This is a genomic window from Jezberella sp. (assembly GCF_964834465.1).
This window is the reverse complement of record NZ_CBAZRM010000019.1, coordinates 16,419-35,709: the sequence shown is the minus strand read 5'-3', so window position 1 is coordinate 35,709 and position 19,291 is coordinate 16,419. Positions and strand designations below refer to the sequence as shown.

Here is a 19,291-nt window from a genome sequence, read left to right as displayed (position 1 = left end):
CCCAAACGCCTGGCGCCGCTGCTAGAAGAAGGCCTGATCGACGAGGTCTTGTCTCAGCTCATGAGCGGCAAAGAAGCGACGGTCTATATCGTTCGCTGTGGCCAGCATATCCGCTGTGCCAAGGTCTATAAAGACGTCAAGCAAAGAAGTTTTCGCCAGGCCGCATCCTATATGGAAGGCCGTAAAGTGCAAAACAGCCGCCAGCAGCGAGCGATGGAAAAAGGCAGTCGCTACGGCCGCGAAGTCCAGGAAAAACTCTGGCAAACGGCTGAAGTCGATGCCTTGTTTAGATTGGCCAATGCGGGTGTTCGTGTGCCGACTCCCTACATTTGCACTGATGGGGTGTTGTTGATGGATCTCGTTCAAGATGCCGACGGCAATGCCGCGCCTCGGCTCAACGATGTTGAAATGACCGAAGCGCTTGCACTTGAGCTGCATCAATCCCTGCTGAATGAAGTCGTGCGTATGCTTTGCGAAGGCATGGTGCATGGCGATCTGTCTGAATTCAACATTTTGCTTGCGGCAGATGGCCCGGTGATTATTGACCTGCCTCAAGCAGTCAATGCGGCGGGTAATAACGAGGCGCCAGTCATGCTCGAGCGGGATGTGAATAATCTCGCCACCTACTTTGGCGAGTTTGCGCCGCAGTTATTAGGTACCCAGTACGGCAAAGAGATCTGGAAGTTATACGAAGCGGGTGAGCTCAAGGTGGGCATCCCCCTGACGGGCAAGGTCGCTGCTGACAACCGTGTCGTGGATATGGATGCGTTGATGCACGAGCTCGAAGAAACGAGGCTTGAGCAAGAAGAGAAACTGCGCCGAGTGCGTGAAGCAGATGCGTAAGTCAGGCGCTTAAAACAGACACTTAAAACAGACATTTAAAAGCGCTGGTACCCCGCGCATATCCAGTCACGCAGTGTTTCGACTATTGTAAAGCGTATTGGAAAAAAGTCGCGACCTTTTGCCAATTTGCACGAAATGAACGCCATGCGATTATTTGCAGAGATGCTGCGCTCGCGTGTGGGTTCACCGCTGTCGATTGCCTCACTGGCGCGCGATCTGAATTTGTCGCCCACAACCCTTGGTAAGTACCTCGACATTTTAGAAGCTCTTTTTATTGTGTTCGTGGTTCGACCTTGGCATCGAAATATTGCACGAGCAACCCTACAAGCACCTAAAGTCTATTTTTATGACACGGGCTTAGTGTTGGGTGATGCAGGTCTGCAGTTTGAAAACCTAGTGGCGTGTCACTTGCTTAAAAATGCGCAGTGGCAGCAAGATACGCGAGGCGCTGCTGTTGACTTGCATTACATTCGAACGAAAGATGAAGCTGAAGTGGATTTCTGTCTGAGTGAAGGCGATAGCCTGACGCACTTGGTCGAGTGCAAGCTGTCTGATGCGCGCCCGCATTCAGCTTTAGTCCGCTTCGCAGCGCAGTGGCTGTGTGAGTTAGACGTTTAATGGCAAACGTAGCGCATGAAACCCGCTGCATCAGCAATATAAGCTACCTCATTATTGACGAGACGGTCAGGCTGCTTCGTTGAGTACTAAGCGCGCCACAATGCGCTCACAAGCCTTGCCATCCCCATAAGGATTATGCGCTTTAGCCATGGCTTCGTAGTGTTCGGCATGCGTGAGCAAATCATTCACATGCTCGACGATCGAGGCGGTATTTGATCCGACCAATCTGACTGTGCCAGCCTCAACCGCCTCTGGTCGCTCGGTCGTTTCTCGCATAACCAGCACTGGCTTACCGAGACTTGGCGCCTCTTCTTGTATCCCACCACTATCGGTGAGCACCAGGTAAGCGTGACGCAGCAAGTAAGCAAAAGGCTCGTACTCTTGAGGCGGAATCAAGTGCACGTTGGGTAAGCCTTTGAGCAGTCGGTAGACGGGCTCTTGCACATTGGGGTTCAAGTGCACAGGGTAAACAAAGTGCACGCGAGGATGTGTTTGCGCCAGTGTTTGAATGGCCTGACAAATGTTTAAGAAGCCATCGCCAAAATTTTCGCGTCTGTGGCCGGTGATCAAGACAAAGCGCTCGCCGGCGTTTGCGCGCGCTGAGCCAGCTTGCGCCGACTGGCTTTGGGGCTTCCAGTTGAAATGCAGCGCCTGATTTAAGGTCTCTTCAAGCTGGGTTTGTCTAGACGTATCTTGGTTGAAGCGTTGCGTGACCCACTGTAAGGCATCGATCACCGTATTGCCGGTCACCGTAATGTCGCTTTGCCGGATGCCTTCTGCCAGCAAATTTTGTTTGCTCAAGGCAGTGGGCGCAAAGTGCCACCGGGCGATCTTGCTGATCACTTGCCGGTTAAATTCTTCTGGAAAAGGTGCCTGTATATCATGCGTCCTCAGCCCCGCCTCTACATGCCCCACCGGTATCCCTTCGTAAAAACACGCCAGGGCGGTCGCAAAGGCCGTGGTCGTATCGCCATGCACCAACACCGCGTCTGGCCGTTGAGTCTTAACGACATCGCGCATGCCGGCGAGGATTCGGCTGGTGAGATCTGCCAGATCTTGCCCAGCGCGCATTAAATCGAGGTCGATATCAGGCTCGATCTCAAACAAATCAAGTACTTGATCCAACATCTGCCGATGTTGAGCGGTGACGCAAACGATGGTTTGTAAGGCAGGTGATGATTTAAGGGCATGCACCAGCGGCGCCATTTTGATGGCCTCGGGTCGGGTCCCGAAGACGACTAAGATTTTCATGAGAGGTGACGCTGCATAATTTTTTGCGAATCGTTAGTTTAAGTGATGAAAACGAATACGGCTCACTGTTAGCATGGCGTTGTAGCAGGTTCGATCAATGGCTGATGAGCAGCTTGGCAGGCAGCAGATGATAGGCGGCTGAGTGGCAAAAAAAAATTTAAACGACCGGTAGGCTGTCAAAAGGTAGTTGAGACTAAAATGCAAATCATGTCAGGCGCATCAATTGCTTCAATATCAACCGCTTCAATATCAACCGCTTCAATATCAACCGTTAAAGTGAACATACAATGAAACTCCTCTTTCCCAGGCAAGTGATGTTAGCGGCGTTTGTGTTGGCAGTCGGCCTCGTTGGTCAAGTGGTACATGCTGAAACTGCCGCAGAACTCAATCGTGCCGGCCGTGCTGCGCTCGATAAATTGGTGAAAACAGCGCCAGCGGCCAAAGAACTGAATGAGATGGCGGTTGCGGTGCTAGTTTTTCCAAATATTAAAAAGGCGGGCTTGGTGGTCGGCGGCCAATACGGCGAAGGTGTGTTGATGCGTGGCGGTAAGACGGTGGCCTACTATAGTAACGGTGGCGCCTCGTTTGGTTTGCAGGCAGGCGCCCAAGAATATGGCTACGCCATGTTTTTCACCAAAGAATCTGCATTGAAGGCGCTCGACTCAACCGATGGCTTCGAAGTCGGTGTTGGCCCTAGTGTGGTTGTCATTGATCAAGGCGCAGCCATCTCTAAAACAACGATGAATATGCAAGACGATATTTACGCGTTCGTATTCGGTCAAAAGGGCCTGATGGCCGGCATCGGCATACAAGGCAATAAAGTGACGAGGATAAAAAAATAAAATCGTTTTAAATGTAGAGTTTTGTGCGAATAAAACATGAAGAATAAAGCTGGCGCACTAGAAATTGTGGGCTTGTTGCTGTGTGGATTATTGCTGATGCAAGCGCCAGCTTTCTCCCAAACCAGCAGTTTGCCCGCGTGTCAGGGTGAGTACGATCTCACCACATGGACCAAATGTTTTGGCAAACGAATCAACCCCAACGGTGAAGTTTATGTGGGTGGCTTCTTGAACGGCGTCGCTCATGGCAGAGGCACGTACACCTTTCCGAGTGGGACAAAATATGTGGGTGAATATAAAAACGGGCGCCGCGATGGGGTCGGCACCGAATATCGTGCTGACGGCACGGTAACGGCAACGGGCCGTTGGGTAAAAGGGGTTTTACAAAAAGAGACAACAAAGTCTGTTGACGACAAACCCGATGTCAAAGGTCAAACCGATGCGGTTGTTGCTTCTAAAACTGAAGCGAAAGGTGTTACTAAAAACAAAGCTGAGGTGGCAGACTCTGGCAGCGAACTTGTTGAGCGTATCTCGTTGTTGGATACCTTGTTGACCAAGCGCTGGAAGCTGTCCCCAACCTTGGATTGTCAGCGAGGCGGTGGCTCATACGGGGTGTACGACAAAAAGGAAGGGCGTTACTTTGTCAACAATGGCTTGGTTGACAAGGCGTCGCGTCAACCCGAGGTCGACATCAAAGAAGTTGACGCCAACAACGTTGTCATTTTGATCAACTACCTCGCAACGCCTCTCATTGAAAAAGCCCTCAATGAAAAAAAGGTGTTTGCAACGCAACTCGAATTGACGATCACGCGTGACCGGCAGGGCAGAATTACAGAAACAGAGCGTGCTGTCCTGATGGATGCTCGGTCGGCGATGGAGGGCGTCAAGAAATTCAAAAACGAATTGCCTGACCCCAGCGAGCTCGTCGCCTGCGAGGGAGAATCCTTCGCCACAGAGCCTGATACTGGTGATCGGTATAACGGGCGCGCCAAATTGCGCTGTGATGTTAATGTCGACTGCGCCAATCAACAGGATGTCGCAGCAAAGTTGAAGATCAAAGGCGAGCGAGGGTTAAAGACCAACCAAGCTTGGGCACAAGCTTGCCTAGAGGCGTCTGTGCAAGCCGCGCAAGCCACCGGGGCGTGGACGAGTGAAAGCCCAACTACTGGGCTTAACATTTGCAACGGAGAGCAAAGTCATTGAGACAGGGTTTACCTTACTCAAAAAAGTAGTAATACAAATCAATTAAATTGACTTTTCGAGCATAATTCAGTCACACTGATACAAAATAAGTCTAACAACAGCGTTTGGTGACAGGGTGATGAAAATGCACGTGAAGAGCCTGATAGCATCATTGATCTTCGTTGTCATTGGCTCGGGCAATGCCCTGGCACAAACCCCCAAAATGGGGGGCACGCTCAACATTGAGCTAAGTCAAGCCCCGAGGCACCTAAACGGTGCGGTGCAGTCTGGCGTTGCGACAGCTCGCCCGACGACACAGTTATTTGCCAGCCCTCTGCGCTTTAACGACAAATGGGAGCCTCAACCCTATCTCGCTGAAAAATGGGAGCTCGCCCCTGACGGCAAATCCCTCACCCTTCATCTGGTCAAGAATGCAGTGTTTCATGATGGTCATCCGCTCACCGCTGAGGATGTGGCATTTTCGATCATGACCATCAAGGCCAATCATCCGTTTGCGACCATGATGGCCCCCGTGGATCATGTTGATACGCCCGATCCGTATACGGCCGTCATCCGGATGAACACGCCGCATCCCGCCATTTTGCTGGCCATGTCCCCGCCGCTCTGCCCAATTATCCCCAAACATATCTACGGCGATGGTCAGGATATTAAAAATCATCCCCGTAACTCAGTCGATCTGGTGGGGTCTGGGCCGTTCAAGCTCAAAGAGTTTGTACCCGGCAACTATATCGTGATGGAGAAGTTCGACAAGTTCTTCATGCCCGGACGTCCTTATCTTGATCGCATCATCGCCAAGATTTTGCCCGATCAATCGGCCATGGCGATCGGTGCAGAGCATGGCGATTTGAGCTTGGTCATGAATGGTGATCCGCGCATCGTTAAGCGCTTGGTCAAGGCAGGCATGATTGAGACAGCCAAAGGCTACGAAGGTATTGGCGCCATCTCGTGGATTGCATTCAACGTCCGTAAAGCCCCGCTTGATCAAGTCGCTGTCCGACAGGCCATCGCGTATGCCATTGATCGCGAATTTATTGCCAATGTCCTGCATGGCGGTTTGTCCAAACCTTTGGCTGGCCCCTTCGCGGCAGGCAGTCCGTTTCTGGATACCACGCTCAATCCTTATCATGTTGATCTGGCGCATGCACAGCGATTGCTTGATGATGCAGGCTTTAAAAAAGATGCCAATGGCGAGCGACTGAAAATCGTGATGGATTACATCCCCGGCGATGACATTGATTCAAAAATTGTGGCTGATTACACAAAATCGCAATTGAAAAAAATAGGGATCAATATCGAACTGCGCACCTCGCCAGACTTTCCGTCCTGGGCAAAGCGGATCGCCGCTGGTGATTTCGAAATGACAACAGATATCGTCTTTAACTGGGGCGACCCCGTCATTGGCGTGGCTCGCACCTATCTATCCACCAACATCAAGCCGGTGATCTGGAGCAACACCCAAGGTTATGCCAATCCCAAAGTGGATGAGCTGTTGGCGGCGGGCGGGCAAGAGCTTGACCCAGTCAAACGCAAAGAAGACTATGTCGCCTTTCAGAAGATCGTGAATGACGAACTGCCCGTGACCTGGATTGCCACCGTGCCTTATCGGACTGTGTACGCCAAAAACGTCAGAAATGTGCCTGAGACAATCTGGGGGTTGATGTCGCCTTACGATGAGGTCTGGCTGGACAGCAAATAATGGCTGTTTTGCGACGGTTGATGTTGGCAGTGGGTTTGATGCTCGCTGTCATTATCTTGAATTTTCTACTGATTCGGATTGCACCAGGTGATCCGATTGAAACCGTGGCTGGTGCCACAGGTGGCATGACAGAGGCGTTGCGTGCCAGTCTTGCCCACGCCTGGGGTCTCGATTTGCCCCTTGCCGATCAACTGATTATTTACCTCAAGAAAGTCATGTTGGGCGATCTGGGGTATTCGTATTTCTTCAACGCGTCGGTGCTGAGCTTAATCATGTCTCGGCTTGGCCCAACCTTGTTGCTGATCACGAGCGCGATTGTTTTTTCGTTGTTGGTCGGGGTAGGCTTGGGGGTCAAGGCATCCCATAAACCTAACGGGATGATGAGTCAGCTCATCATGTTGCTCTCAGTAGTGGGCTACGCCGCGCCAGTATTCTGGACTGGCATTATGCTGATGATCCTGTTTGCATCAGTGTGGCAGATCTTCCCCGTCAGTGGGATGGCGGATATCGCCATTAGTATGGACGCCAGCTGGTTTCGCCAGACATTAGATGTGTTGCACCACTTGGTTTTACCGGTGACGACCTTGTCGATCATTTATGTGGCGCAATATAGCCAGATGACGCGCGCATCCATGATCAATACCTTGGGGTCAGATTTCATCCGAACCGCCCGAGCAAAAGGCGTTGATGAACGGGGGGTGTTTTACGGGCATGCATTGCAAAACGCGATTTTGCCTGTGGTAACGATGGCCGGCCTGCAGTTTGGTAACGTGCTGGCTGGTGCTGTGCTCGTTGAATCTGTCTTCGATTGGCCTGGCATGGGGCGGTTGGCCTTTGACTCAGTACTCCGGCGCGATTACCCCGTTATTTTGGGTATTCTGCTTTTTTCGTCTGCCATGGTGATTGTGGCTAACCTGCTGACTGACCTGGTTTATCGCTATGTCGATCCTCGAATCCGCAGAGGTGATGCATGAAGCAGCGCGAAACCTTGCAGATGTTCTTGCGTAGCCCAGCGGCGATTGTTGGCTCAGGCTTGTTGTGCTTGATCATGTTGTTCACGTTTGTGGGCCCCCATCTTTACCGTGTCGACCCACTGGCGATGGTTGGTGTCCCCTTCACAGAGCCGTTCACCGCGGATAACGCCTGGCTTGGTACTGACCAGTTGGGCAGGGATGTGTTGGCTGGCTTAGTCAATGGTGGGGCGATGACGCTGGCCGTTGGGGCGTTAGCTGCCTTTTTGTCACTCTTGATTGGCATTACCCTTGGGGCCTTAGCTGGGTTTTATGGCAAGTGGATCGACTTGCTGTTGATGCGGATGACGGAATTTTTTCAAGTCCTGCCCGCGCTCTTGTTCGCCATGGTGATTGTTACCCTGTTTGCGCCGAGTATGACGACGATCGCGATCGCGATTGGTATTGTCAGTTGGACCGGCGTGGCACGATTGACCCGAGGCGAGTTCTTGCGGCTGAAAACGCTGGAGTTCATTTTGGCAGAACGTGCGGCTGGGGCCAAAACCTCTCGACTGATTTGGCGAGTGATCTTGCCTAATGCGTTGGCCCCCCTGCTAGTGTCAGCCACCTTTGCCGTGGGATCGGCCATTCTGTTTGAGGCAGGCTTGTCTTATCTGGGGCTGGGAGATCCGAATGTCTGGAGTTGGGGCCGCATGATTGGTGATGGACGTCAATATGTCTTGGATGCGTGGTGGGTGGTGACTTGGCCAGGCTTGCTGATCTTCTTGACGGTATTGTCCATTACCTTGGTGGCAGATGGGCTGAATCAAGCCCTCAATCCCAAGTTGCGCGATCGGTGAGCACGATGAACAACGATCCTCGGTTGCCCCCGCTGCTTGACGTCAAAGACCTCTGTGTTGAATTTAAGACGCGCAGCGGGGCGGTCGATGTCTTGCGTGACGTGAGCTTTGCCCTAAAACCGGGAGAGATCCTTGGGTTGGTTGGCGAATCGGGATCTGGTAAAAGTATGACCTCGCTCGCCGTCATGGGATTAGTCCCAACGCCTGGGGGGCGAGTGAAAGCTGGACAGGTGCGGTTTCGCGGCGAAGACCTCGTCCAAGCGACGCAGGCACGGCTTCGCGAGATTCGAGGCGCGCGCATTGCAATGGTATTTCAAGAGCCCATGACCGCGCTGAACCCGATTCATACCATCGGACGCCAAATCGTTGAGACCCTGTTGCTGCATTCGACGTTTACAAAAGCTCAAGCACGTCAACGCAGCATCGATTTGTTGCGCGAGGTTGGGATCTCATCACCTGAGCAGCGGGTTGACGAATACCCCCATCAATTGTCGGGTGGGATGCGGCAGCGAGCCATGATTGCGATGGCCTTGGCCTGCGAGCCAGATATTTTGATTGCGGACGAGCCCACGACCGCGCTCGATGTGACCGTGCAAGCGCAGATCTTCGATTTGCTTCGGGATTTGCAACAACGCAAAGGCACGGCCATTTTGCTGATTACCCATGATATGGGGGTGATTGCCGAGATGTGCGACCGTGTGGCGGTGATGTATGCAGGGACAATGATTGAGCAAGGTCAAACGGCTGAGGTGCTTGAGCACCCCATGCATCCCTATACTCAGGGTTTGATTCAGTGCTTGCCCGAGTCGCGCGAGAGCGATGCAGATTGGTTAGCGGAAATCCCGGGCGTGGTGCCCGCCCTGAATACGCTGGGTTCGGCGTGTGCATTCAAAGACCGATGCCGCTATCAAACAGGTCGCTGCCTGCAGTCGCCCGGGTTGGCTCTACCCCTTACCACCAGCGCACCTTCAGCCGACCGGCTGGTTGCTTGTCATCACCCCCTTGCCGTTGGCAGCTTGTCGGGGGCGGCATGAAGACGGTCGATCGCTCAGCCTTCATTTCGGTGGATCAGCTCAAGGTTCATTTTGAACGACGGGTCGCCTGGGGCTTACCCAGGCAAACGGTTCATGCCGTGGATGACGTTTCATTTACCGTCGATAAATCCAAAACGCTAGCGATTGTTGGTGAAAGCGGATCAGGCAAAACCACCACAGCCTTGTCGCTGATGAGATTGGGCCCGCTGACGTCAGGCACCATCACCATGGACGGACAGCCCCTGTCAGCCCTGTCGGGCGAGTCATTGAGACAGTTCAGACGACACATGCAAATGGTGTTTCAAGATCCCTATTCATCCCTGAATCCACGATGGCGGGTGGCTGACATCATCCGAACACCGCTCGATGTCTTGTCGATTGGTACCTTGGCTGAGCGTGAAGCACGGGTTACCCAGCTGATGACTGAAGTGGGTTTGCGACCCGATCAACGCGACTTGTTTCCCCATCAATTCTCGGGCGGGCAGCGACAGAGAATCAACATCGCTCGCGCCTTGGCCCCGCAGCCGTCGCTGGTCGTGTGTGATGAACCGGTGTCGGCACTTGACGTTGCCGTGCGGGCACAGACGTTGAATCTGCTCAAGCGTCTGCAACAACAGTTTGGCCTGACCTACGTATTTATCTCTCATGACATGTCGGTTGTGCAATACATGGCCGATACGGTGGTGGTGATGCTGATGGGAAAAATTGTCGAACGCGCAGACCGAGCGACGTTTTTTAAGGCCCCCCGTCATCCCTATAGCAAAGTCTTGCTGGCCAGTGTGCCGACGATTAAGCATGCAGGGGTGCGGCCCGTTCATCGAATACGAGTGACCGGTGAGCCCGCCAGCCCGATCAACCCAGCACCGGGCTGTCGTTTTGCGTCGCGTTGCTCGCACGTTGAGACGCGTTGTCGCCAAGAAACCCCGCCTTTACTGGCGATTGATGAGCAGCACGAGGTTGCCTGCCATCTCGTGTCTTAACTTGCTTGAGGATGCCATGAATACCACCATCTATCCTGCCCGACGCCTGCTCACCATGAACCCGAGACAACCCGAGGCAGCGGCCGTTGCGGTTCGCGACGGTCGCATCTTGGGGGTCGGGTCTGTTGAAGATCTGTTGCGCTGGGGGCCTGCAACGATTGATGAGCGCTTCAAAGACAAAATCATCATGCCAGGCTTGATTGAAGGGCATTGCCACTTAAAAGAGGGTGGAATGTGGTCTTGGACTTACCTTGGCTGGTTTGATCGTCGTGATCCTGCGGGGCATGTGTGGACGGGATTGAAGTCGATGCGGGCCGTGGTTGAGCGTCTCGCTCAGGTGGATGCTGAAATGTCGGCACAAGGCTTAGCGGCAGATAAACCGCTGTTAGCGTGGGGGTTTGATCCCATCTATTTTGGTGGCGAGCGAATGGATGTGAGTCATTTGCGCAGCATCGCGCGGCCCATCGTGATTACTCACGCCAACGGTCACCTGATGAATGTCAATTCGACCATGCTCACACTGGCCAATATTACGGCTGCCACTGAGGTGGAAGGGGTCGTCAAGGATACCAACGGCGATCCCACAGGTGAATTACAAGAACCCACGGCGATGCACCTGGTCATCCGTCAGGTGGGCAATGCTGGCTTGTTGTCGCCCATGGACGCGCAAGGGATGTTGAATTTCTCGTCGATCGCTTGCATGCAGGGGGTGACCACAGCAACCGATCTCGTCAACGACTACAGCGACAGTAGTTACGAGTTACTCGCAAACGCAACGTCTCGGGATGATTATCGGGTAAGACTTTACCCAGCGTTCAGAGCATTTCACGGGGCAGCAGCAGCGGCAAAATCAACAGAGCGAATCCTGAGTTTGATGAAACGCAATACAGAGAAATTGAAATTCGGTATCGTTAAATTGATGCTGGATGGATCGATTCAAGGCTTCTCTGCCCGTATGCGCTGGCCGGGCTATTTCAATGGCGCGCCGAACGGGATTTGGGTGATGGACCCCAAGCAGTATGAAGAGGATTTCGAGGTCTATCACCGAGCGGGTTTGCAGGTGCACACGCATACCAACGCAGATCAAGCCAGCGAAGCCGCCATTGAGGCGATTGAGGGGGTGCTGACACGAAGTCCTCGGCCAGATCATCGCCATACCCTGCAACATGCGCAGATGATTGATGCAGCGATGTTTCGCAAAATGGCGCAGCTTGGGATTTGCGTCAACGTATTCTCGAACCATCTCTGGTACTGGGGTGATCAGCATTATGAGATGACGATGGGACCGGATCGTGCCAATCGCATGAACGACGCCCGCGCAGCACTCGATTGTGGCGTGGCGCTGGCAATCCATTCTGATGCACCCGTCACCCCGCTGGGGCCATTGTTCACCGCTTGGTGCGCGGTGAACCGCATGACGCCATCAGGCCGAGTATTGGGCGCTTCCCATCGAATCTCTGTTGCAGAGGCCCTGCACGCCATCACCATGGGGGCTGCGTGGACATTAAAGGCGGATCACGAGATCGGCAGCATTGAAGTGGGTAAAAGAGCCGACTTTGCCGTGCTTGAAGACGATCCCCTGACGACTGACCCCATGAAACTGAAAGATGTCAGGGTGTGGGGTACCGTGCTGGGTGGCAAAGTGTTTCAAGCTGGGCACGAATAAGCAAGTGGATACGGTACGTTTGCCGTTAACGATCGTTGGCGGCTTTCTGGGGGCAGGTAAGACGACGTTGATTCAACGTTTGTTGCGACAAGCAGGCGGGCGGCGCATTGCGGTGCTCGTCAATGACTTTGGCAAGCTCAATATCGATGCCCGACTCATTGCTCAGGCGGGGGCTGACACCATCGAACTGACCAATGGTTGTGTGTGCTGTTCGATTGGCGACGATTTGAATGGTGCCTTGATCCAACTTGAGGCACGGGCGTCAGAGTTCGACCATGTGGTGATTGAAGCCAGTGGTGTCTCTGATCCCTGGAAAATCGCCCAGATCGGCTTACTGAACGCTGGCTATCGACTCGACGGCGTCGTCGTTGTTGTTGATGCCAGTACGGTGCTTGAGCTGCTCGACAATCCGCGCTATGACGATACGTTGCTGCGGCAATGTCGACACGCTGATTTGTTGTTGCTCAACCAAATTGATCTTGTGCCTGGTGACCAGGCGCAGATTGAGGCCCATACACAAACGATTCGTCGTCGGCTCGTCAAGGAGACGGCCCATACCCAAGTCATCTGTTGCACCGAGGCCGACATCCCCACAGACGTCTTGCTCAGTGCTTGTCATGAGGTATCCAGAAAATTGCCGTCCGTTCCGCGCTGGGGAGACGACTTAACCAGCAGTGGACATCCTCAGTGGCAAACACTCAGCTTCTGCTCAGACAGGGTTTGGACGCGAGCCAGTTTTGAGGCGTGTTTGTCGGCGGTGCCTGTCCAGCTGATTCGCGGCAAGGCGATCTTGAGGCAATCACCAGCGAATCCGTCTGCTTCGGTTTCATGGATCGAGTGGCATCGTGTTTGCGGGCGCGATACGTGGATCGAGCATATTGGGCCGCCGCCGGTTGATCGGTCTTTGCTTGTCTTAATCGGTTTGGATGTCTTAACCGACACCAACAAGACGGCGCTGCAAACGCATCTTTGGTATTAGATCTTTTCGTCCCGTAGCCAATACCATTTGTAGAGCGCACGCTGCCCGAGACGCCGAAACGGCGCAAAAAGTTCTGAGCGAACTTTGCCCAAGATATTGGGGTATTCAAGCGGTGAGTTGTAAATGGGCAGATCAAACACAGCCTTATCTTTGTCGGCACCGACGGCACGTTGTGCCAAGCGCTTGCCAGCCCAGGTAGAAAACGACACCCCATTGCCGCCATATCCAATAGAATGCCAGATGGTTTGCTTGGGATCGGGTTGCACAATTCGCGGCATCATATCGTGGCTGACATCAACCCATCCCCACCAAGAATGCTCGATGGGTATCCCCGCCAGCGGTGGGAATTTGCGTGCAATCGCATCGGTCAATAGTTTGAGATGCACGGGGTGCTCTGCATCTGCGCCTGTAATAGAACTTCTACTACCCAATTGCAAGCGATTGTCTTTGAGCAAGCGATAGTAAAACCGGAGGGTGCGAGTATCCGTTAAAAAAGTATGTGATTTGAACCGAGTTGCCTCAATTTCAGCGGGCGTCAACGGGCGGGTCACCACTGAGTTAGATAAGATCGGTAGGATCTTGTTTTTGACCAAGGGGTTTAGGTGCTGCCCCGTGTAGCCACCGGTGCATAGCAAGACGCGCTTTGCTTTGACAATCCCGCCCGGCGTTTGCAGATGATGAATGCCGTTGATCGTTTGCCATCCCTGCACGGGGCTGCCTGGATGTACTTTGACGCCAAGCTCGCGAGCCTGGCGCATCAGACCGAAGGTGAATTTAAGTGGATGGATACCGACACCTTCTTGCTCGAGTAAGGCGCCATGGGCATCGCGATCATCGCAGTATGCCTCTCGCAAGGCTTCCGGGGATAACAGGCGTGTGTTGTAACCAAAAATTTTGTTACGAACATCGTGTTCAATTTTCAGGTAATCGACTTTATGAGGACGGTGTGCGATGTAGAGATGACCACCGTCGAACGCATCACACTCGATTTCACGTGTCAGTTGTTTGAAGTTTTCAAAGCCGGTACGGATTTCAGCGTCAAGCTGCTTCGCCGTATCCAAGCCCCAGCGTTCAATCCACTGTCGTCTGGATAATCGGCCTGAGGCGTTTTGGCCTTGACCGCCACTGCGACTTGAGCAACCCCAGGCGGTTTGATTGGCTTCGAGCACGGTAGCAGCAATCCCGTGGTCTTGCGCGAGGTAATAGGCTGTAGCCATCCCGGTGGCGCCAGAGCCAACGATGACCACATCGACTTCCATATCCGACCTGACCGGGCCATCATCTTCGGGAGGAACCCCTGCGCTGGCCACCCAGTAACTGGGCGAGTAATGCTGGTTGTGTCCCGCGTCCGGGGTGACAAGGGGGTCGTGTTGAGGGTTGTATGGGTTAGGCGACACGCGAGGACCTTGGTTTGATGGGGGGTGTGACGGCTCGTGAGGTGGGTTTGATGATCAGACCGTTACGCTAGCGTCGGCGGACGGTCTTTGCGGTAAGCATCTTTGACGGCAATTTTTCCGTCTCGTAGGATAAAAAGATCGACCCCATCCATCTCAAATTTTGCACCATCTGCTGCGCGGGTGGCAATAAAAGTCCATTCAGAGAAGCCTCGATTGCCAACGACTTGATCAGGTGATCTGGGCACCCATTTTGCATCGGGAAAGGCACTGAAGGTGGCTTCAAAGGCCGCTTTCACGGCGGCTTGTCCGACAATGGCGTTGCCATGCGCCTCTGGCCCCATCGCGGTGCGAAAGACGCAATCGTCGGTCATCATCGACACGAGGGCAGCAGCGTCGTGGGCGTTAAAAGCTTCTCCGAACGCTTTCAGAAGGGCGTGGTCGCGCGCAATGGTGGCAGTTGCGGTCATTTTTATCCAGAGTCCGTGTTGGGTGCTAGATGCTAGGTGCTAGCGTTTTGTTTAGTCAGTTCTCTATCAAACCATTCAGCGCCTATCGTGTCAATGCCAGCGCAGGCGTCAATCATCACAACGGTTATAGTTGATCGACGAGAAACAAATAGAGATTGAGTCACCGCCATGCCAGATTCAGACGGTTGGGATATTGATGGAATCGCGGTGTTTAAAGCACTCGGCTATATCGTCGGGTTGCCAGCTTTCATGGTAGGCACAGCGCTATTTATGCTGGGCTTTTCAGTGCTTAATCCAACGGTGCTCAATGCTGCTTGTTGGTTGTATAGCGTGGCTGCCACGGCAATGGGGGGGCGATTCGTTCTGATTCGCGTCAACCCTCGCCACGAAAGGCAAGCCTTTTTGTTGGCCCTCGGCTCACTGGCTACCATGGGCCTTATTTATGCGCTGTTATCAGGCGCTTTGCACGTGTTCGGGTTCAGTGACTATGGGTCTTCGACCAGAACAGCGTGAATTGATCGTAGCTGAGCGAGCTTGCTTCATGGTGTCGTTCGGCGTCAACCGTATTGCTTATCGACCCACATCCGGTATTCGCCGCTGGTGACGTGAGCCACCCATTGGGGATGATCAAGATACCACTGCACCGTCTTTTGAATACCGGAGTCGAATGTTTCTTTGGGTTTCCAGCCAAGCAGTCGTTCGATCTTTCGGGCGTCGATGGCGTAGCGACGATCGTGACCGGGACGGTCTTTGATAAACGTGATTTGCTTGGCGTACGACAGGCCGTCTGCACGGGGTCTCAACTGATCGAGTCGCGCGCAGATGGTTTTGACAACCTCGATATTGGTCATTTCGTTCCAGCCACCCACGTTGTAGGTTTCTCCGACGTGTCCGGCTTCAAGCACGCGTTCAATGGCAAGACAGTGATCGACAACAAACAACCAATCACGCACTTGTTGCCCATCCCCGTAGATGGGTAATGGCTTATCGGCCAGGGCGTTCGAAATCATGAGAGGGATCAGCTTCTCTGGAAAGTGAAAAGGCCCGTAGTTATTACTGCAATTGGTCGTCAGCACGGGCAAGCCGTAGGTGTGGTGCCAAGCACGCACTAAATGATCTGACGACGCTTTGCTTGCAGCGTAGGGACTATTCGGCGCGAACGGATGCGTTTCAGTGAAAGGTGCCTCTTCAGCGGTGAGCGTACCGTAGACCTCGTCTGTCGATACGTGCAAAAACCGGAATGCTTGCTTTTCTGGGGCGCCGAGTGCTGACCAGAACGCGCGTACCGACTCGAGCAGGTTAAAGGTACCCGTCACATTGGTGTCAATAAAGTCGCCAGGTCCATGAATGGATCGGTCAACATGGGATTCGGCGGCAAAATTGATCACCGCACGTGGTTGATAAGTTGTCAACAGTTGCCCCAACAATGCCTTGTCGCCGATGTCACCGCGAACAAAGACGTGCCGGGGGTCGTCTTTGAATGCTGCCAAATTTTCAAGATTTCCAGCGTAGGTCAATTTATCAAGATTAACGAGAGGTTCATCATGATTGGCAAGCCAAGTGTGAACAAAATTGCTGCCGATAAAACCCGCACAACCGGTAACTAGAATCATGGTGACTTTGAGAATGCCTTTGATAAAAAAGACTGAATTGGCAAGGGACTGTCAAGAAAGACTTCTGGGTCACTTAGTTTAACGGACTGAAAACCCGATATCGTTCGAGCATCGGCTAAACAGACGATGCCGCTTCCAGTGTGAACCAGAACACAGTATGATTTTTGCTGGGGTCGTCGTCAATTTATATAAATACATCTCAATATCTGAGAATTGTTTATCAAATTTCTGATTGTTTTACCAAGGATCTAACGGGAAAAATCATGCATGAGTAGCCTTGAAAAGATGTTGGGATTGCTGGATGCATTCACGACTGATCGCCCTGTTTGGTCGACAGAAGACCTGATTCAGCGCTTGGGCGCGCCGCCATCCACTTGCTATCGATATCTTAAGGTGTTGCATACGTCAGGCTATCTGGCGCGCGTCGCTAACGGCTCTTATGTGCTGGGCCCGCGCATCATGGAGCTTGATCGGGTAACCCGCGAGAGCGATCCGGTCTATGTGGCCGGATCGCCAATTGGCCTACGGTTAACCTACGATACGGGCCACAGCGCCTTGCTATGCATTTTGTATAGCGATTCAATCATGTGTGTTCAACAGACGCGCGGGCGCGACTTCCCTGCGAATCTATTCACACGAGGTCAGCGCCGCCCATTGGTCGCCGGCGCGACCGCCAAGGCGATTCTCGCCTACTTGCCCTTGCATCAGTTACGTATCTTGTATGCACGCCATCACGAGGCGATTGCGTCGGTGGGGTTGGGCCGCGATTGGGATGCCTTCAAAGCCAGCCTGAAAGTCATCCGACAGCAGGGCTTCAGCATGACTCAAGGCGATTACAACGCTGGCATCGTTTCAATTGCCGCGCCTGTGTTTAATCAAGAGGGTGAGGTCTTGGGCAGTATTGCGTTGGCGGCTTCGGTGCATTTGGTGCAACCCGATAAATTCAAAGGGTACGCTCCGCAAGTAAAAGCCGCAGCCCAAGACATCACGGACCGGATTTGCGCTAATGTCGGGCTCGCGGCATTACCGGCTCGTGCGCTCGGTTGAAAGTAACAGTGGTGTTATTTCTGCCAAACAGTGTTGTTTTTCCCTTAAAGTCATAAGGTTATAAGGCTTGAGTGAACCTGATGTTTTCTTGTAAGATGTCCAACATCTTAATTGTTTCTCGCATACTGATAAATATAAGTAAAAACAAGCGAGAGCGGTGAGATGTGGGTAATTACTTGAGAACTGAAGGAGAAGCAGTCACATGTACAGCACAAAAGGGTCGATTACGTCTACTGTCTACACCTCTCGACGCGAGGCGCCAGTGGGCCGTCGAAGCACTCAATCTAAAGCCGCATTCTCTGCGGTGCAAACCAAGCCAGTGACCGCCTTCGACAGCGTGGCAAGGCCCGAAAATCTGCCAGATGAAATTGCCGAGCAACTGAGATCGCGCATCCTCAATGAGAGTCTAGCCGCTGGTCAACGCCTGCCAACCGAGCAAGAGCTGGGCGCGCAGTTCAGCGTCAGCCGCAACGTGATCCGCGAAGCCATTGCTCGCCTAAAGCTGATGGGGCTGGTTGAAACGCGACACGGGGTAGGCACTTTCGTCTGCGCTGACTTGGCGCTTCGCCCCTTCGATGTGTCGCACGATGATTTGCTCGACATGTCGCAGTTGATTCATGTCTACCAGCTGCGTGTTGAAATCGAGTCAGGCGCTGCCGCCCTTGCCGCGACCAATCGCACCAGCAAGCAACTCGAAAAACTTCAGCAAGCGCTAAAACGCGCCGATGAAACCTCGGATGATTGGGAAGTCGCTGCGCAGGCCGCCTTGGATTTTCATCTAGCGGTCGCGCAAGCCTCGAACAACCCATACGTCGTGCGTATCATGGGTCATTTAAGCGCGGTGATCCACAATGCCGTACGTACCACGCGGTTCGGCAACGTCGGCACAAACCGAGTGCACGAAATTGAAGATGAGCATCATCAGATCGTCGATGCTATCGTTCGTCGTGATGCCGTCGCGGCGCGCCAGATTATGCGCACGCACCTCGAAAACGGTATTTCACGATACCGCACACTATTTGGAGCGCTTTAATGCAATCAATCAGACTGTTGGACAAGGAAATCACCGAAAACCTGATCGTCGAAAAACGAGGGCCTATCGGTTGGATAACGTTCAACGATCCTGGTCGGCACAATGCAGTGTCTTACGACATGTGGGTGGGCATTCCCATCGCGCTGTCAGCCTTTGCGGCTGATGGTGATATCCGTGCCGTTGTCTTGACGGGTGCGGGTGAAAAAGCCTTTGTCAGTGGCGCCAATATCTCTCAGTTCGAAAAGCTGCGCACCGCCGCAGATGCCGTTGCCGAATACGAGCGAGTTGGTGAGGCCGCACAAGCGGCAATTTATGACTTCATCAAGCCCACCATTGCCCGTATTCAGGGATATTGCATTGGTGGCGGTTTGAATATCTCTCTGTGCTGCGATGTCCGCATTGCGTCGCCTGATAGTTCATTTGCCATCCCAGCGGGCAAACTCGGTCTTGGGTATCGATTGACGGCGATCCGTAATTTGATCAACACCGTGGGCGGTCCGACTGCAATCAATATCATGTTGTCCGCCTCGCGTTTTACCGCTGAGCAAGCACTGGAGATGAAGCTCATCCAGTACATGGCGGCACCTGGCGAACTGGATGAGACGGTGGATGCCTATTTAGCCAAGGTGGCGGCGAATGCACCGTTAACGCTGCAAACGGCGAAGGCAGCGATTCGCGAGTTTCAAAAAATCGCCCCTCAAGTCGACGCCGAAAAAATCAACAAAATGGTGCTGGCCTGTTTTGCAAGCGAAGACTATCAAGAGGGTAAACGCGCTTTCGCCGAAAAGCGCAGCCCTGTTTTTAGAGGTAAGTAA

Annotated in this window: 19 protein-coding genes; 15 read left to right on the top strand and 4 right to left on the bottom strand. The window is 53.2% G+C overall.

The window, feature by feature from the left end:
- Both AC1W8Y_RS13825 and AC1W8Y_RS13820 read left to right on the top strand, forming a co-directional pair.
- Nucleotides 1-843: PA4780 family RIO1-like protein kinase (locus AC1W8Y_RS13825; RefSeq protein WP_482015072.1), on the top strand; the 843-nt coding region annotated here is incomplete at its 5' end.
- Between the two features lie 135 nt (nt 844-978).
- The gene (locus AC1W8Y_RS13820; RefSeq protein ID WP_482015071.1) at nt 979-1,461 is read left to right on the top strand and encodes a DUF4143 domain-containing protein; all 483 of its coding nucleotides are present in this window, start codon (nt 979-981) and stop codon (nt 1,459-1,461) included.
- Between the two features lie 66 nt (nt 1,462-1,527).
- Here AC1W8Y_RS13820 and wecB read toward each other — a convergent pair whose 3' ends face one another.
- On the bottom strand, nt 1,528-2,712 hold the full coding sequence (wecB, locus tag AC1W8Y_RS13815; RefSeq protein ID WP_482015070.1) for a non-hydrolyzing UDP-N-acetylglucosamine 2-epimerase: 1,185 nt from the start codon (nt 2,710-2,712) through the stop codon (nt 1,528-1,530).
- A gap of 287 nt (nt 2,713-2,999) precedes the next feature.
- Between wecB and AC1W8Y_RS13810 the strand changes: the two genes are divergently transcribed.
- The 9 genes from AC1W8Y_RS13810 to AC1W8Y_RS13770 all read left to right on the top strand — a co-directional run bounded on the left by AC1W8Y_RS13810 (nt 3,000) and on the right by AC1W8Y_RS13770 (nt 12,919).
- Complete coding sequence (locus tag AC1W8Y_RS13810; RefSeq protein WP_482015069.1) at nt 3,000-3,554, top strand: lipid-binding SYLF domain-containing protein; 555 nt, start codon at nt 3,000-3,002, stop codon at nt 3,552-3,554.
- Between the two features lie 36 nt (nt 3,555-3,590).
- Nucleotides 3,591-4,754 (top strand): hypothetical protein, encoded by a 1,164-nt coding sequence (locus AC1W8Y_RS13805; protein ID WP_482015068.1) that lies wholly within the window; start codon nt 3,591-3,593, stop codon nt 4,752-4,754.
- A gap of 124 nt (nt 4,755-4,878) precedes the next feature.
- The gene (locus AC1W8Y_RS13800) at nt 4,879-6,450 is read left to right on the top strand and encodes an ABC transporter substrate-binding protein (RefSeq protein ID WP_482015078.1); all 1,572 of its coding nucleotides are present in this window, start codon (nt 4,879-4,881) and stop codon (nt 6,448-6,450) included.
- On the top strand, nt 6,450-7,424 hold the full coding sequence (locus tag AC1W8Y_RS13795; protein WP_482015067.1) for an ABC transporter permease: 975 nt from the start codon (nt 6,450-6,452) through the stop codon (nt 7,422-7,424). Before AC1W8Y_RS13800 ends, AC1W8Y_RS13795 begins: the two co-directional genes overlap by 1 nt.
- Nucleotides 7,421-8,260: an ABC transporter permease gene (locus AC1W8Y_RS13790; RefSeq protein ID WP_482015066.1), complete on the top strand. Its 840-nt coding sequence runs from the start codon at nt 7,421-7,423 to the stop codon at nt 8,258-8,260. Before AC1W8Y_RS13795 ends, AC1W8Y_RS13790 begins: the two co-directional genes overlap by 4 nt.
- 5 nt (nt 8,261-8,265) lie before the next feature.
- Nucleotides 8,266-9,294: an ABC transporter ATP-binding protein gene (locus AC1W8Y_RS13785; RefSeq protein ID WP_482015065.1), complete on the top strand. Its 1,029-nt coding sequence runs from the start codon at nt 8,266-8,268 to the stop codon at nt 9,292-9,294.
- Nucleotides 9,291-10,274, top strand: a complete 984-nt coding sequence (locus AC1W8Y_RS13780; RefSeq protein ID WP_482015064.1) for an ABC transporter ATP-binding protein — start codon at nt 9,291-9,293, stop codon at nt 10,272-10,274. The genes AC1W8Y_RS13785 and AC1W8Y_RS13780 overlap by 4 nt, the downstream gene beginning before the upstream one ends.
- Before the next feature lie 16 nt (nt 10,275-10,290).
- Nucleotides 10,291-11,940, top strand: coding sequence for an amidohydrolase (locus AC1W8Y_RS13775; RefSeq protein ID WP_482015077.1), 1,650 nt, complete (start codon nt 10,291-10,293; stop codon nt 11,938-11,940).
- 4 nt (nt 11,941-11,944) lie between these two features.
- Nucleotides 11,945-12,919 carry a CobW family GTP-binding protein gene (locus tag AC1W8Y_RS13770; protein WP_482015063.1) on the top strand — a complete coding sequence of 325 codons (975 nt, stop codon included), beginning with the start codon at nt 11,945-11,947 and terminating at the stop codon, nt 12,917-12,919.
- On the opposite strand, the gene AC1W8Y_RS13765 is transcribed toward AC1W8Y_RS13770, so the two are convergent.
- Together AC1W8Y_RS13765 and AC1W8Y_RS13760 are read right to left on the bottom strand one after the other, a co-directional pair.
- On the bottom strand, nt 12,916-14,316 hold the full coding sequence (locus AC1W8Y_RS13765; protein ID WP_482015062.1) for an NAD(P)/FAD-dependent oxidoreductase: 1,401 nt from the start codon (nt 14,314-14,316) through the stop codon (nt 12,916-12,918). The two genes, AC1W8Y_RS13770 and AC1W8Y_RS13765, sit on opposite strands and share 4 nt — an antisense overlap.
- A gap of 62 nt (nt 14,317-14,378) precedes the next feature.
- The gene (locus tag AC1W8Y_RS13760; protein ID WP_482015061.1) at nt 14,379-14,783 is read right to left on the bottom strand and encodes a nuclear transport factor 2 family protein; all 405 of its coding nucleotides are present in this window, start codon (nt 14,781-14,783) and stop codon (nt 14,379-14,381) included.
- Between the two features lie 168 nt (nt 14,784-14,951).
- Between AC1W8Y_RS13760 and AC1W8Y_RS13755 the strand changes: the two genes are divergently transcribed.
- Complete coding sequence (locus AC1W8Y_RS13755; protein ID WP_482015060.1) at nt 14,952-15,296, top strand: hypothetical protein; 345 nt, start codon at nt 14,952-14,954, stop codon at nt 15,294-15,296.
- Nucleotides 15,297-15,340: 44 nt separating this feature from the next.
- Here the strand turns inward: AC1W8Y_RS13755 and rfbB are convergent, their stop codons facing one another.
- Nucleotides 15,341-16,396: a dTDP-glucose 4,6-dehydratase gene (rfbB, locus tag AC1W8Y_RS13750; protein WP_482015059.1), complete on the bottom strand. Its 1,056-nt coding sequence runs from the start codon at nt 16,394-16,396 to the stop codon at nt 15,341-15,343.
- A 267-nt stretch (nt 16,397-16,663) separates the two neighbouring features.
- Between rfbB and AC1W8Y_RS13745 the strand changes: the two genes are divergently transcribed.
- The 3 genes from AC1W8Y_RS13745 to AC1W8Y_RS13735 all read left to right on the top strand — a co-directional run bounded on the left by AC1W8Y_RS13745 (nt 16,664) and on the right by AC1W8Y_RS13735 (nt 19,291).
- A complete protein-coding gene (locus tag AC1W8Y_RS13745; RefSeq protein WP_482015058.1) occupies nt 16,664-17,443 on the top strand; it encodes an IclR family transcriptional regulator in 780 nt (259 codons plus the stop codon).
- 202 nt (nt 17,444-17,645) lie between these two features.
- Entirely contained in the window at nt 17,646-18,476 is an 831-nt protein-coding gene (locus tag AC1W8Y_RS13740; RefSeq protein ID WP_482015057.1) for a FadR/GntR family transcriptional regulator, read from the top strand.
- A complete protein-coding gene (locus AC1W8Y_RS13735) occupies nt 18,476-19,291 on the top strand; it encodes an enoyl-CoA hydratase (RefSeq protein ID WP_482015056.1) in 816 nt (271 codons plus the stop codon). Before AC1W8Y_RS13740 ends, AC1W8Y_RS13735 begins: the two co-directional genes overlap by 1 nt.

Coding starts and splice junctions, on each gene's coding strand:
- AC1W8Y_RS13820 (WP_482015071.1), top strand. CDS start 979: ATGAACGCCATGCGATTATTTGCAGAGATGCTGCGCTCGCGTGTGGGT.
- wecB (WP_482015070.1), bottom strand. CDS start 2,712: ATGAAAATCTTAGTCGTCTTCGGGACCCGACCCGAGGCCATCAAAATG.
- AC1W8Y_RS13810 (WP_482015069.1), top strand. CDS start 3,000: ATGAAACTCCTCTTTCCCAGGCAAGTGATGTTAGCGGCGTTTGTGTTG.
- AC1W8Y_RS13805 (WP_482015068.1), top strand. CDS start 3,591: ATGAAGAATAAAGCTGGCGCACTAGAAATTGTGGGCTTGTTGCTGTGT.
- AC1W8Y_RS13800 (WP_482015078.1), top strand. CDS start 4,879: ATGCACGTGAAGAGCCTGATAGCATCATTGATCTTCGTTGTCATTGGC.
- AC1W8Y_RS13795 (WP_482015067.1), top strand. CDS start 6,450: ATGGCTGTTTTGCGACGGTTGATGTTGGCAGTGGGTTTGATGCTCGCT.
- AC1W8Y_RS13790 (WP_482015066.1), top strand. CDS start 7,421: ATGAAGCAGCGCGAAACCTTGCAGATGTTCTTGCGTAGCCCAGCGGCG.
- AC1W8Y_RS13785 (WP_482015065.1), top strand. CDS start 8,266: ATGAACAACGATCCTCGGTTGCCCCCGCTGCTTGACGTCAAAGACCTC.
- AC1W8Y_RS13780 (WP_482015064.1), top strand. CDS start 9,291: ATGAAGACGGTCGATCGCTCAGCCTTCATTTCGGTGGATCAGCTCAAG.
- AC1W8Y_RS13775 (WP_482015077.1), top strand. CDS start 10,291: ATGAATACCACCATCTATCCTGCCCGACGCCTGCTCACCATGAACCCG.
- AC1W8Y_RS13760 (WP_482015061.1), bottom strand. CDS start 14,783: ATGACCGCAACTGCCACCATTGCGCGCGACCACGCCCTTCTGAAAGCG.
- AC1W8Y_RS13755 (WP_482015060.1), top strand. CDS start 14,952: ATGCCAGATTCAGACGGTTGGGATATTGATGGAATCGCGGTGTTTAAA.
- rfbB (WP_482015059.1), bottom strand. CDS start 16,396: ATGATTCTAGTTACCGGTTGTGCGGGTTTTATCGGCAGCAATTTTGTT.
- AC1W8Y_RS13745 (WP_482015058.1), top strand. CDS start 16,664: ATGAGTAGCCTTGAAAAGATGTTGGGATTGCTGGATGCATTCACGACT.
- AC1W8Y_RS13740 (WP_482015057.1), top strand. CDS start 17,646: ATGTACAGCACAAAAGGGTCGATTACGTCTACTGTCTACACCTCTCGA.
- AC1W8Y_RS13735 (WP_482015056.1), top strand. CDS start 18,476: ATGCAATCAATCAGACTGTTGGACAAGGAAATCACCGAAAACCTGATC.